Annotated in this window: 12 protein-coding genes; 5 read left to right on the top strand and 7 right to left on the bottom strand. The window is 66.0% G+C overall.

Features of this window, described 5'->3' with window-relative positions; translation table 11 throughout:
- Window positions 1-2 precede the first annotated feature (2 nt).
- Window positions 3-1,073, bottom strand: a complete 1,071-nt coding sequence (locus ACFW6D_RS13565) for a S1C family serine protease (protein WP_379327915.1) — start codon at window positions 1,071-1,073, stop codon at window positions 3-5.
- A 128-nt stretch (window positions 1,074-1,201) separates the two neighbouring features.
- Between ACFW6D_RS13565 and ACFW6D_RS13570 the strand changes: the two genes are divergently transcribed.
- The 4 genes from ACFW6D_RS13570 to ACFW6D_RS13585 all read left to right on the top strand — a co-directional run bounded on the left by ACFW6D_RS13570 (window position 1,202) and on the right by ACFW6D_RS13585 (window position 5,687).
- Window positions 1,202-2,254: an NAD(P)-dependent alcohol dehydrogenase gene (locus tag ACFW6D_RS13570; RefSeq protein WP_379327917.1), complete on the top strand. Its 1,053-nt coding sequence runs from the start codon at window positions 1,202-1,204 to the stop codon at window positions 2,252-2,254.
- 103 nt (window positions 2,255-2,357) lie between these two features.
- The gene (locus ACFW6D_RS13575) at window positions 2,358-3,533 is read left to right on the top strand and encodes an AI-2E family transporter (RefSeq protein WP_379327918.1); all 1,176 of its coding nucleotides are present in this window, start codon (window positions 2,358-2,360) and stop codon (window positions 3,531-3,533) included.
- A 7-nt stretch (window positions 3,534-3,540) separates the two neighbouring features.
- The gene (locus tag ACFW6D_RS13580; RefSeq protein ID WP_379327920.1) at window positions 3,541-4,272 is read left to right on the top strand and encodes a ZIP family metal transporter; all 732 of its coding nucleotides are present in this window, start codon (window positions 3,541-3,543) and stop codon (window positions 4,270-4,272) included.
- Between the two features lie 92 nt (window positions 4,273-4,364).
- A complete protein-coding gene (locus ACFW6D_RS13585) occupies window positions 4,365-5,687 on the top strand; it encodes a DUF1254 domain-containing protein (RefSeq protein ID WP_379327922.1) in 1,323 nt (440 codons plus the stop codon).
- 4 nt (window positions 5,688-5,691) lie between these two features.
- On the opposite strand, the gene ACFW6D_RS13590 is transcribed toward ACFW6D_RS13585, so the two are convergent.
- On the bottom strand, window positions 5,692-6,966 hold the full coding sequence (locus ACFW6D_RS13590; RefSeq protein WP_379327924.1) for a hypothetical protein: 1,275 nt from the start codon (window positions 6,964-6,966) through the stop codon (window positions 5,692-5,694).
- Between the two features lie 97 nt (window positions 6,967-7,063).
- Between ACFW6D_RS13590 and ACFW6D_RS13595 the strand changes: the two genes are divergently transcribed.
- Window positions 7,064-7,603 carry a TetR/AcrR family transcriptional regulator gene (locus tag ACFW6D_RS13595; RefSeq protein ID WP_379327926.1) on the top strand — a complete coding sequence of 180 codons (540 nt, stop codon included), beginning with the start codon at window positions 7,064-7,066 and terminating at the stop codon, window positions 7,601-7,603.
- Between the two features lie 13 nt (window positions 7,604-7,616).
- Here ACFW6D_RS13595 and ACFW6D_RS13600 read toward each other — a convergent pair whose 3' ends face one another.
- The 5 genes from ACFW6D_RS13600 to ACFW6D_RS13620 all read right to left on the bottom strand — a co-directional run bounded on the left by ACFW6D_RS13600 (window position 7,617) and on the right by ACFW6D_RS13620 (window position 12,625).
- Entirely contained in the window at window positions 7,617-8,177 is a 561-nt protein-coding gene (locus tag ACFW6D_RS13600; protein WP_379327928.1) for a PIN domain-containing protein, read from the bottom strand.
- Entirely contained in the window at window positions 8,177-8,653 is a 477-nt protein-coding gene (locus tag ACFW6D_RS13605; protein WP_379327930.1) for an excisionase family DNA-binding protein, read from the bottom strand. The genes ACFW6D_RS13600 and ACFW6D_RS13605 overlap by 1 nt, the downstream gene beginning before the upstream one ends.
- A gap of 79 nt (window positions 8,654-8,732) precedes the next feature.
- On the bottom strand, window positions 8,733-9,143 hold the full coding sequence (locus ACFW6D_RS13610; RefSeq protein ID WP_379327932.1) for a VOC family protein: 411 nt from the start codon (window positions 9,141-9,143) through the stop codon (window positions 8,733-8,735).
- A gap of 96 nt (window positions 9,144-9,239) precedes the next feature.
- Window positions 9,240-11,564 (bottom strand): 5-methyltetrahydropteroyltriglutamate--homocysteine S-methyltransferase, encoded by a 2,325-nt coding sequence (metE, locus tag ACFW6D_RS13615; RefSeq protein WP_379327934.1) that lies wholly within the window; start codon window positions 11,562-11,564, stop codon window positions 9,240-9,242.
- 191 nt (window positions 11,565-11,755) lie between these two features.
- Window positions 11,756-12,625, bottom strand: coding sequence for a 3-hydroxybutyryl-CoA dehydrogenase (locus ACFW6D_RS13620; protein WP_379238903.1), 870 nt, complete (start codon window positions 12,623-12,625; stop codon window positions 11,756-11,758).
- Window positions 12,626-12,640 lie beyond the last annotated feature (15 nt).

Consider the following 12,640-nt stretch of genomic DNA (forward strand, 5'->3'; position numbering starts at 1 on the left):
GACTAGTTGGGTGTGCCCTGTGCCAGCACCGCCTCGACGGTTCGGGTAGCGCCGTCCGGGGAGGTGACATCGAGCCGGACCGAGTCGGCGGGCTTGCGGATGTTGATGGCCGCGCTCAGTGCCTTCGCGGTGGTGATCGAGGCGCCGTCGACCGCGGTGATCACATCCCCGATACTGATCCCGGCCTCGCGTGCGGGCTGGCCGTAGAAGGCCCAGCTCACCTGGGCGCCCGCCGGTCTGGCATCGATGACCTGCACGCCGAGGCTGGCGGTCGGGCCGATGTGGACGGTGTCGGTGGGTACCCCCGAACGGATCTGCGCCACGATGCGCATGGCGGTGTCGATCGGGACCGCGTACCCGTTGGGCGGTTTGCCCGCGGCACGGGAGTCCTCGCCCGACGCCGCCGTGATCACCCCGACCACCGCGCCCGACGCGTCCGCCAGCGCACCACCGGACTGCCCGCCCATCACCGGCGCGGCGACCTCGACCATGCCGTTGAGTGCCTTGCGGGTCAGATCGGCGGAGTTCATGGCGACGATCGTCGCGTCCAGATCGGTGATCGGCCCCGCGACCGAGGTCGGTTCGCCGCCGTCACCGCCCGCGTCGCCGATGGCCAGCACCTCTTGGCTGATCCGCAGGTCAGCGGAGGTGCCGAGCCGAGCGGTCGGCAATCCTGACGCCCCACCCAGTGACAGCAGCGCGATGTCGGCGCCGGAGTCGTAGCCGAGCACAGTGGCGTCGTAGACGAGACCGTTGGCGATATCGGTGACGCGCAGCGCTTCGGCACCCTTGATCACGTGATGACTGGTCAGAATCTGGCCGTCCTCGGTGAGCACGATCCCCGATCCGGCCGCCCCGATGCCGAAACCTGACGCGTCGACGTCGATATTGACCAGCACCGACTCCAGCTGTCCGGTGACCGCCACCGGATCGAGCGGCACCAGCACCGGCGCCTGCGCTTGCGCCACGAATTCGGGCTCGACCAGGGCGAATTCCCCGCGATACCCGAGAAACGCGCCGACCCCCAGCAGCGCGACCAGCATCGTCACCAGCACTCGTCCGACACGTTTCACAGCACATGTCCTCTCTTGCGAGCCGACCAGTCCATTGTCACCTGTTTTCCGCTCCCGCTGGTCTCGAAATGGACGCGGTAGTCGGCTGATGTTGGCGCAAGCACCCATGCGGCTGTAGGCATGTAGCCATGAGCACCGCTGCCGCCTACGCCAAGCCCTCCCCCGACGGCGCCTTCGAGAAGGTCACCATCGAACGTCGCGAAGTCGGCCCCGACGACGTGCTGATCGACATCAAATACGCCGGTATCTGCCATTCCGACATCCACACCGCCCGCGACGAGTGGGGCGGCGCGAAGTACCCGTGCGTGCCCGGTCACGAGATCGCCGGCATCGTCGCCGCGGTCGGCTCGTCGGTGCGCAAGTACCAGGTGGGCGACCGGGTCGGCGTCGGCTGCCTGGTGAGTTCCTGCGGCAAATGCGTGCCGTGCCTGGCAGGCGAGGAGCAGTACTGCACCAACGGCCCCACCTGGACCTACAACTCGCCTGTCCCCGAAACCGCGCAGCCCGGCGGCTACACGATGGGCGGCTACTCCACCCAGATCGTGGTCGACGAGAGCTTCGTCGTCGCGATTCCCGAGGGCATCGGCCTCGATGTCGCCGCACCGCTGCTGTGCGCGGGCATCACGCTGTATTCGCCGCTCAAGCACTGGAACGCGGGACCGGGCAAGAAGGTCGCGATCATCGGGATGGGCGGGCTCGGGCACGTCGGGGTGAAGATCGCCGCGGCGCTGGGCGCGGAGGTGACGGTGCTCAGCCAGTCGCTGCGCAAGCGTGACGACGGCCTGCGCATGGGCGCCGACCACTACTACGCCACCAGCGACAAGGAAACTTTCCGTCAGCTGCGCGGCCAGTTCGACCTGATCATCAACACCGTCTCGGCCGACCTGCCCATCGACAACTACCTGCGCCTGCTCGCCCTCGACGGCACACTGGTCATCCTGGGCCTACCCGAGAACCCGATGAGCGTCACCGGCCGCAACCTGGCCGGTTTCCGCCGCTCACTGGCCGGTTCGATGATCGGTGGCATCGCGCAGACCCAGGAGATGCTGAACTTCTGCGCCTCGCACGGCATCGGCGCGGAAATCGAACTGATCTCGGCCGACGAAATCGACTCGGCCTACGACCGGGTGGTCGCCAGTGATGTGCAGTACCGATTTGTGATCGACACCGCCACGGTGTGATTGGAGCGCTGGCGCGCTCGAGCGCGGCCCCTGAGGGGCCGGGTCGTTGTGGTTGGCTTGTTGACGCGCGCCGTGGCATCTATGTGTGCCGAATCTCGGTAGCGTGACATTCGTGGTTGCCCAGGACGAATCCGCTGAACCCGCCGCACAGTCCGCCGACCTGCCCGCCTTCTGGTCGGTGCGAACACCGCCGCGCTGGCTGCCGCGCGCGCTGTTCTACGCGGTACTCGCGGTCGCCGGGCTGATCGCGGCGTTCTGGATACTCGGCAAGATGCAGGGTCTGCTGACCGTGCTGCTGGTGTCGCTGTTCCTGGCGTTCGCGATCGAGCCCGCGGTGAATTGGCTTGCGGCGCGCGGTGTTCGGCGCGGGGCGGGCACCGGTGCGGTGTTCCTGGTGGTGCTGGTGGTGATCGTCGCGTTCGTGTGGACGCTGGGCGCGCTGCTCGTCAACCAGGTGACGATGCTGGTGCAGAACGCCCCGGACTACGTCCAGGACTTGGTCCACTGGGTGAATTCGACTTTCCACCAGGATATTTCGGGCGATGACCTGACCAAGTACGCCTCGGAGTGGAGTTCCACGATCGAGAAGTACCTGGTGGGCCTTGCCGGAAATGTCTGGGGCATCGGCACTGTCGCGATCGGTGCGCTGTTCCAGCTGCTCGGGGTACTGCTGTTCACGTTCTACTTCGCCGCCGACGGCCCGCGTTTCCGCTCCTGGGTGTGTTCGCTGCTGCCGCCGCGACAGCAGAAGCATGTGTTGCGGGCCTGGGACATCGCGGTCGACAAGACCGGCGGCTACATCTATTCGCGCGCCCTGCTCGCCCTGTGCTCGGCGATCGCGCACTACGTGGCGTTGCGGGTGCTCGATGTGCCGTCGGCGTTCGCCTTGGCGCTGTGGGTCGGCGTTGTCTCCCAGTTCATCCCGACCGTTGGCACGTACATGGCGGGCGCGCTGCCGGTGCTGGTGGCGTTGGTGCACGACCCGATCACCGCGCTGTGGATTCTGCTGTTCATCGTGGCCTACCAGCAGTTCGAGAACTACGTCCTGCAGCCGCGCATCACCGCGACCACCCTCGACATGCACCCGGCGGTGGCCTTCGGGGCGGTGATCGCCGGCGCGGCGTTACTCGGGCCGACCGGCGCCCTGCTCGCGATCCCGGTCACCGCCACCCTGCAGGGTTTCGCGGGCGCGTACGTGCGTCGCTACGAAGTCACCGAAGAGGCCGACGCACCGCCGCAGAGGAAGAAGCGTAAGAAGTCACCGTCCACCGACGAATAGGCAGCTCATGGCGATCCTGTTGTCCCTGGTGTCGATGTTGTCGACGCTGTTCGGCGGTTTCGTCGCCATGCGGATCGGCGACCGCAAACACCTGGTACTCGGCTTGGCCGCGGGCGTGATGTTCGGTGTGGTCGCGTTCGACCTGATCCCCGAGGCCTTGGAACAGACCGACGGCATGTTCCGCGGCATCCCCTATGTGCTGATCGCCGCGGTCCTCGGCTTCCTCAGCCTGCATGTGATCGAGCGCGCGGTCGCCATCCACCGTGGCCACGAACAGGAATTCGGCACGCACAAACACGGTTTCGAGTCGGTCGGGCTGCTGGCCGCGGGCGGCCTGATCTTCCACAGCACCCTGGACGGGTTCGGTATCGGCCTGGGCTATCAGGCGGGCGCGGCGGTCGGCATGTCCGTCGCGATCGCCGTCATCTGCCACGACTTCGCCGACGGTTTCAACACCTTCACCATCCCCACCGTCTACGGCAACGCCCGCAAACGCGCCCTCATCCTGCTCGGCCTCGACGCCATCGCGCCGGTGGTGGGCGCCATCCTCGGCACCCTGATCTACGTCCCCGAGAACTGGATCGGCCTCTACATGGGCTACTTCGCCGGCTTCCTGCTCTACCTCGCCACCGCCGACATCCTCCCCGAAGCCCACGCGGGCCACCCCTCCCGGTTGACTCTGCTGTGCACCCTGCTCGGCGTCGCCGCCATGTTCGCCGTGGCCGCGCTCAGCCACTGACTCGTTCTCACCCTGAGGGGATGAGGCGGGGTGGCGAAGACCGGTGTGCACTGGTCGTCCGGCGGTAACGAGACCGAGAACGAGGTGTGTCGATGACGAATCAGGAATTGGTCGATCAGACTGCGCGGGCGTACCTGTACGGATTTCCGCTCGTGGCAGATCTGGATCAGGTTCATCGGTACGTCACCGCCGGGGTCGGGTCCACTCCGGCGGCGCCGTTCAACACCCTCGCGCACACGCGGACGTTGGCGGGGCCCGCCGAAACTTTCGTCTCGATCAACAACGACACCGTCTACACCCAGGCACAGCTCGACTTGTCGGTAGGGCCTGTCACACTGCATGTTCCGGACACGGCGGGCCGGTACTACGTGATGCAGTTCGTCGACGCCTGGACCGACAACTTCGCCTATGTCGGCAAGCGCGCCACCGGAACCGATGCGGGCGATTTCCTGCTCGTGCCGCCGGGGTGGACGGGCAGTGCGCCCGACGGCGTCACCGTGATCGAATTCCCGACCCGCATCGCCTCGATCGTCGGCCGGTGGGCCTGCTCGGGGGTCGACGACCTCCCCGCGGTGCACGCGCTCCAGGACGCGACGACACTGACCCCGCAGGATCCCGCGGCGAAACCAGCGGGCTTGCCAACACCGGACCCGAAAACCGACCCCGACCTGCTGTTCCTCGAGAAACTGCGGATCTGGTCGCAAGCGTTCCCGCCGGCTCCCCGCGACCATGCCCTCCAGGATTCGTACAAAGGGCTCGGCATCGACCAGCCGGGCCCGTCGCCCTATACCCAGCCCGACGCCGCCCTGAGCGCCGGAATCGAAGCGGGCAAGAAGAAGCTCGAGTACCTACTGACCCACACTGCGGGTGCTCCGGTCAACGGCTGGCAGGTCAACCTGCACATCTTCGACTACAACCTCGACTACTTCCAGGTCGGCACGATCGACTCCCCCCAGTACAAGATCACCGACCCCGAGCAGCGGATCGCAGACCGAGCGATCGCCGCCAGGGCGGGCCTGTGGGGCAACAACGCCTACGAGGCCGCCTACTTCCCCGTCTACGTCGACGACCAGGGCCAGCGCCTCGACGGTGCCAACACCTACACCTTGCGCCTGGACCCCACCCCACCCGTCGGCGCGTTCTGGTCGCTCACCATGTATTCGGTGCCCGACTTCTACCTGGTCGACAACCCGATCGACCGCTACTCCCTCGGCGACCGCACCCCCGGCATCGTCTACGCCGACGACGGTTCCCTCACCATCACGATCAGCCACACCGCCCCGACCGACCCCACCGCCCGCGCCAACTGGCTCCCGTCGCCCGCGGGCGAGTTCCGGCCGTTGATGCGCATGAACCAACCCGAAGCGGCGGTACTCGACCTGTCCTACGTACTGCCCCCGATCATCAAGAGCTGAAACATCATTCGATCGTCTGCAGTAGTTCGACCAGCGTCAGTCGCAGCTTCTCCATCTGGGTTCGGCTGTAGTGCGCGGTGTCGTACTCGAGTTGGAGAGTCAGGCGGCCTCCGATGGTGAAGGCGGTGATCTTGGGCGGCATGCCGGGGCCCATGGCGTAGACGTCGTCGCGGACGAAAGCGAGGTCGTCGGGGATCGAATGTGGTGGCAGTTTGCCGACATTGGAGATCGCGATGGTGGGCGGCGCGGCGAGCAGCGCGGCGGTTTCCTCGTTCACGAGCTGGACCGCCAGGGGGAACAGGGCGGGTTCGCGACGGTCGAGGCCGGCGCGCAGGCCGGTCTCGACCAGTCGGGCCAGCTCGAGCTGGTCGGCTTCGTCCGTCGCGGCCACCAATGCCCCTGCCCCGGAAGCGAAGTTGACGATCGTGTGAGCGGGTACCGGCGGATCGACCTCCCCACGAACATCGACGGCGAACCCGCAGAACATCGGCACCACACCCACCTCGGGAAACCGAGTTCGCAGGGCGGCCAAGGCCGTTCCGCTGATCACGCTGTTCACCGACAGCCCGTGCGAGCGCGCCACCGCCACGAGTTGAGCGGTCTCCTCGGCGGTCAATTCGATGCGCTGCATCGCGAATCTCTCGAGTGAGTCACCGCCGTCGCGCGGCAGCGTGCGCGGCGCATCCGAGGGGTGCATGGTCGCCGCGCCCGCCTGGACCATGCCCAACCACGCTTGCGCCTCGGCCGTTGAAACCACTTCGGCCAGACGGACATCCATTGCCTGCGGAAGCTGCTGATCCGCATTCCTTTCCGGCGCAATGATTCCCATCGCATGAGCGGTGTAGTGCCGCCACATCTGACCGAGCAACGCGAATCCCGATCTACCATCAGCGATTCCGTGATGCACGGCCAACACGATCTGCTGACGCGACCCCGCCCGCAGCAGATACCCGCGAAACAACCCTTCGCCCCAGTCCTGCGGCTCATTGACCAACGCGAGATACGCGGCTTCCCCACCTTCGACGATGTCGAGCCGAGGCCGGAATTCGTCATCACAGACGAAGTACCCCACCCCGCCCTCGGTCACCACTCGACTGCGCAGCAGTGGATGCGCGGCCGCGAGCTCACCGAGCACCCGCCGCAGCACCACCGAGTCGACGGTGCCGTGCACGGTGGTGCCGAGAAACAGCGGGATCCCGGCCGTCGGCACACTGCCGACGCTCGTACCGGTGCCGAAGAAGCTGGATTCGAACGGGGAGATACGTCGCCGAGAAGTCATACTCGAAAACATACATCCGTTTCAAACACTTGTCACTGACGTTTGTTTGAAACCGATGTCACAAACACCCGTACACCCCACTTGCTATCGTGCCGAGGTGGGAACCCGCGAAGACCTCCTCGACGCCGCCAAACAGTGCCTGGCCACCCGCGGCTACGCCCGCACCACCGTCCGCGACATAGTCGCCGCCTCCGGCACCAACCTCGCCGCCATCAACTACCACTTCGGCACCCGCGACAAGCTCCTGCAACAGGCAATGCTCGAATCCAGCGCGGAAGCGGTAACTCAAATCCTCGAAGCCCTCCCCGCTCCCGACCCCTCAGACCCCACCGCCCGCCTGGAAGCCTTCTGGCAAAGCCTGATCACCTCGTTCACCGAAAACCCACCCCTCTGGCACGCCAACGCCGAATCCCTCAACCAGGCCCTACACTCCCCCGAACTCCGCACCGAACTCGCCGCCGCCCAATCCCGAGCCCGCCACGCCCTCACCGAAGCCTTCGGCAACGGCAACCCCACCGTCGGAGCCCTCCTCCAAACAATGATCAGCGGCCTACTCCTCCAATGGCTCATAGACCCCGAATCCGCCCCCACCCCAACCGAACTCACCGCAGGCGCGCGTGCTCTCCTCCCCCGCTGAGCAGCGCCCGCCATCAGCCGAGATGGCGACGAACCTCAGCAGCGAAGCCCGGCAGACCGGAGCGGTCGAGCACATCGAGCAGGCCCTGAAGGTGTTTCGGTGGACGTTTGTGCTCAGCAACCTGTCTGTCGAGCAACCGGATAACAACGCCAGGCGCCAAATCCAGAACATCCAGCAGGAACGCATCCGGATGTAGCAACTCCGGGAAACCCTCGCCGATCGGTCTGACTTCGAAATCCTTGAGATTGAACGTCAACAGCACGTCCGCATTTCCTTGCAGGGCGGCCGCGAGGACATGCCGGTCCTTGGGATGGTTCTCCATGCGGTCGACCAGCGGCTGATACCCATCAACCATCGAGTCGGGAAAGAAACCCGTCAGTGTGCTGATCAGCCGATCAACCTTCGTCGCGGTCGGCGCGTCGCCCTTCTGCCTGTCGCAGAGATTCCGGCGGAGTTCGGCGAGGATGTCCGCCGACCACAATGGCTGAATCAGATCCGCTTCCGCGAGCCGGAGCATCGTGTCGCGCAGGTGAGCCGGATACAGGACGCAGGTATCGAGGAAGACCCGTTGCATCAGTCGTGTCGCTTCAGCGGCTCCGCGGGGGTGTCGTCGTAGAGATCTAGATCTTCCGAGATTCGCGTCAGTTCGGACAGGCCCGCCGCACGCTCGGCTCGCCGGAGCTCGCGAAAGGCAAGTACATCCGCGAGACGAACGCGGCGATGCCGACCTGGTCGAGTGAACGGAATGCTGCCCGCATCCAGCAACTTGACGAAGGTAGGCCTGCTCATGCCCAGCAATTCCGCGGCTTCCTGAGTTGTCAGCGTGGTGTGCAGCGGCGCGACTGTTACCGCCTTCCCCTCGGACAGAGCGATCGCGACCAGGCGAAGCCCCTCGAAAACCTCAGCGGGCAGCGCCACCACTTCCCCCGCCGCGGAACGCAGGATCGTCGCTTCATCGACACCGACTGTCGCGTCCAAGAACCTCCGGACCTCGACAAGCTGATCCAGATGCTCCGGCAAGAGTGTGCGTTCGTTCAACGTCGCGGTCATCGCGCCTCCTAGGGACCGCCACCATTATGGCACTTTTTCGAATAATTCGAAACGAGTCGTACGTGACCCGTTGGCGATCTCAGAAAACAGGTTGCGGCACCAGCATCACAATCCATCCATCAGGATCAGGAAAAGCCACGCCCCCGGTAGCAGCCCAGTAAGGGTTCTCCGCCTCCACCGGCTCAGCCCCGAACACTCCGAGCCGCCGCACCACATCCGCCATCGCCGCCTCCCCCGCGAAGTAGAGCACCAGCAGATTCTCCGCACTCGGCGCCGCCCCCGGACTGCCGTCGACATGGCTGGTGAATTCCAGGTGATAGTCGGCGCCGGGCAGGCCCACCATCACCCCGTCGTACCCGGCATGGTTCTCGAATCGGGCCAGCTCGCGCAGCCCGAGCCCGTCGACGTAGAACCGCACGACCTCGTCGAGTTGATCGGTGGGTCGCGCGATCCGCACCTGCGCGACAGGTAGAGAATCCGGCCAGGTCATGAAATCAGGCTATTCGCGTTCGCGCGTTAGGGCACGGCCCCTACCGAACGACGAAGGGGCGCACCGGAAATCGGTGCGCCCCTGAGGTTCGTTCGGTTACTCGGCTGTAGCGGAAGCTTCCAGCGCGGCCAACGCCCGGCGTCGAACCCGCCGAGCCGCGGCGACCATGTTCCGCAGCGAAGGCTCCAACTGCCAGTAGTGGCGGGTCTTGAGGCCACCGTCGGGGTTGGCCCACAACCGTTGCGGCGTAACAGCATTCGCCGCTTGGGTGAGCAGTTCGTCGAACTCGTCGATGTCGGGGATGCGGGCCGAGCGGCTTTCGTAGACGCCGGGGCCGACGCCGTGGGTGAGGCCGTGGCCGGAGGAGAGGTCCTCGGTGAGGGCTTCGATGACCCATTCGATCGAGCGGGTGGCCACGATCGCGGTGACGTCGGCGTCGAGTTGATCGATCGCGTCGACCACCTCGGTGCGGCCGGAATAGCCGATGTGCGTGTGGATCTGGGTGTCGGGGCGCACGCCGGAGGTGGCGAGTTTGAAGGCGCCGACGGCCCAGCGCAGGTACTCCTCGCGGCCGTGGGGGCGGGCGGGGAGCAGTTCGCGGATGGCGGGTTCGTCGACCTGGATGATCGCGATGCCTGCCTTTTCGAGGTCCACCACTTCGTCCCGAATGGCAAGTGCCACTTGGTCGGCCGTTTCGTAAAGCGGCTGGTCCTGGCGGACGAACGAGCGCGCCAGCATGGTGACCGGTCCGGTGACCATGCCCTTCACCGGCTTGTCGGTGAGCGACTGCGCGTAGGCGGTCCACTCCACCGACATCGGCGCGGGCCGGGCGACGTCGCCGTAGACGATCGGCGGTCGCACACAACGGGATCCGTACACCTGCACCCAGCCGAAGCGGGTCGTGGCGAAGCCGTCGAGCTGTTCGGCGAAGAACTGGATCATGTCGTTGCGCTCGTGCTCACCGTGCACGAACACGTCGAGGCCGATGTCTTCCTGCAGCCGGATCGTGGCTTCGATCTCGGCTTCGACCAGCTTGCGGTAGTCGTCGTCGGACAGGCGGCCCGAACCGACCTCGTACCTGGCCTGGCGCAGCTTGGCGCTCTGCGGGAACGACCCGAGCGTGGTGGCGGGCACCAGCGGCAGGTTCAACCGTTCCTGCTGCGCGGCGGCGCGCACGTCGTAGGGCGCGCGTTCGCGCATCTCGGGCGTCACCGCGTACACCCGCTGGCGCACCGCGTGCTTCTGCTTGAAGTGCACCTCGGTCGGGCGCTTGCGCCAGTTCTCCGACGGCCCCTCGGTGAGCGCCTTGGCGAGCGAAACAACCTCGCCCACCTTCTGTTTCGCGAAGGCGAGCCGGTCGGCGACATTGCCTTCGATGTCGTACTCGGAGAGCACGTCGTAGGGCACGTGCAGCAGCGTGGTGCCGGTCGACACCACCAGGTCCGGGCACACCTCGGCGATCGAGTTCAGGTAGTTCAGCGTGACGAAACGGTCTGCGCGCCACACGTTCTGACCGCTGATGACACCGGCGTAGATCCGCTTGCGCTTGATCCCCGGGATCGCCGCCAGCTCCTCCGGCTGCATCCGGTACGAGGCCAGGTCGAGGCCGATCGCCTCGACATTGCTCGCGGCCAGAATCCGCAGGGCCTCACCGAAGTCGCCGTACTGCCCGGTGACCAGGATGCGCGGGCGCAGCGGCGCCTTCGACAGCTGGGTGTAGGCCTTCTCGAACGCGGCCAGCTCGGCGGGCGTGCGCTCGCCGGTGAAGCAGGGTTCGTCGAGCTGCACACAGGTCGACCCGCGCTTGGCGAGGATCGAGAACAGTTCCTCGTAGAACGGCAGCAGCTGGTCGAGCAGGCTCAACGTGTCGAACTCGGCCTCGCCCGGCACGTGCCCGGCCTTCGACAGCAGCAGCAGCGACACCGGCCCGAGCACCACCGGGCGCAGTTCGATCCCGCGCTGCGCGGCCCGATCCCACTCGTCGAGCAGGGCTTCGGGGTGCAGCGAGAACGTGGTGTCGGCGTCGAGTTCTGGCTGGCGGTAGTGGTAGTTGGTGCCGAAGAAACGCACCAGCTCGAGCGGCGGGGTGTCCGGGTTGCCGCGCGCCATCAAGAAGTAGAAATCCAGGGGGTCGAGCCCGTCCTGGAACTGCTTGAATCGCGACGGCACCGCACCGAACAGCAGCGCGTTGTCGAGGATGTGATCGTAGAAGGAGAAGGTGTTGCCCGGCACCTGCGAGAGTCCGGTGGCGGCCAGCTCGTTGAACTGACGCTCCTGGATATCGCGACCTACCTGCAGCAGTTCCTCGCGTTCCATCGATCCGCGCCAGTACGACTCGAGCGCACGCTTGAGCTCTCGGTGCGGACCGATCCTCGGGTATCCGAGAACGCTCGACCCGAATCCATCGGTGACGTTGACCATGACCGCCGATACTCCCTTTCGATCCCACGCTGCGCTCGACATAACACCGGGTGCGCAGTGCGCGTCCGGCTACAGCAGCTTAGGCCGCAACCCCGGCCCTTCGCCGTTCCCCCTGCAAACACCCAGTAAAAGGCCGAAGGCCACCGGCATCGCGTCGCAGCTGATGTCGGTGGCCTCCGGTGAGCAAACCCTTATTTGCCGTACTGGTAGAAACCGGCTCCGGTCTTCTTGCCGAGCAGCCCGGCTTCGACCATGCGCATCAGCAGCGGCGGAGCGGAGTACAGCGGCTCCTTGAACTCGGAGTACATCGAGTCCGCGATCGACTTCACCGTGTCGAGGCCGACGAGGTCGGTCAGCGCCAGCGGGCCCATCGGGTGCGCACAGCCGAGCACCATCGCCTTGTCGACATCGTCCTTGGTGGCGAAGCCCGACTCGACCATGCGAATGGCCGAGAGCAGGTACGGCACCAGCAGCGCGTTGACGACGAAACCGGAACGGTCCGCCGAGCGCACGATCTGCTTGCCCAGGATCTCGGCGGCGAACTGCTCGGCCCGCTTGGCGACCGGCTCGCTCGTCTTCAAGGTGGTGACCAGCTCGACCAGCGGCAGCACCGGCACCGGGTTGAAGAAGTGCAGACCGACCACGCGCTCGGGGTTGGCGGTGGCGACGGCGATCTTCATGATCGGGATCGAGGAGGTGTTGGAGGCGAGCACGGCGTTGGGGTCGGTGACGACCTTGTCCAGCTCGGCGAAGATGGCCGTCTTGACCTCTTCGTTCTCGACAACGGCCTCGACCACCAGCTGACGGTCGGCGAAGTCGCTGAGATCGGAGGTGAAGCGCAGCCGCCATGCGGCCTGCTCCCGCTCGCGCTCGGTGATCTTGCCACTGCTCACGCCACGATCCAGCGAACGCAGGATGCGTGCGCGACCCGCAGCGGCGAGTTCACGGGTGGTCTCGTAGACGAGGACGTCGACGTGCGCGCGTGCGCACACTTCCGCGATACCCGCGCCCATTTGTCCGGCGCCGATGATGCCAACGCGCTGAATCTTCTCGCTGCTCACGTTCCGCTCCTGTAC

The sequence above is a fragment of the Nocardia sp. NPDC058705 genome (assembly GCF_042749305.1).
Taxonomy (GTDB): domain Bacteria; phylum Actinomycetota; class Actinomycetes; order Mycobacteriales; family Mycobacteriaceae; genus Nocardia.

Excerpts from the sequence above, each read along its gene's own strand:
- ACFW6D_RS13610 (WP_379327932.1), bottom strand. The coding sequence starts at position 9,143 with ATGACCTGGCCGGATTCTCTACCTGTCGCGCAGGTGCGGATCGCGCGA.
- ACFW6D_RS13585 (WP_379327922.1), top strand. The coding sequence starts at position 4,365 with ATGACGAATCAGGAATTGGTCGATCAGACTGCGCGGGCGTACCTGTAC.
- ACFW6D_RS13570 (WP_379327917.1), top strand. The coding sequence starts at position 1,202 with ATGAGCACCGCTGCCGCCTACGCCAAGCCCTCCCCCGACGGCGCCTTC.
- ACFW6D_RS13580 (WP_379327920.1), top strand. The coding sequence starts at position 3,541 with ATGGCGATCCTGTTGTCCCTGGTGTCGATGTTGTCGACGCTGTTCGGC.
- ACFW6D_RS13605 (WP_379327930.1), bottom strand. The coding sequence starts at position 8,653 with ATGACCGCGACGTTGAACGAACGCACACTCTTGCCGGAGCATCTGGAT.
- ACFW6D_RS13590 (WP_379327924.1), bottom strand. The coding sequence starts at position 6,966 with ATGACTTCTCGGCGACGTATCTCCCCGTTCGAATCCAGCTTCTTCGGC.
- ACFW6D_RS13600 (WP_379327928.1), bottom strand. The coding sequence starts at position 8,177 with ATGCAACGGGTCTTCCTCGATACCTGCGTCCTGTATCCGGCTCACCTG.
- metE (WP_379327934.1), bottom strand. The coding sequence starts at position 11,564 with ATGGTCAACGTCACCGATGGATTCGGGTCGAGCGTTCTCGGATACCCG.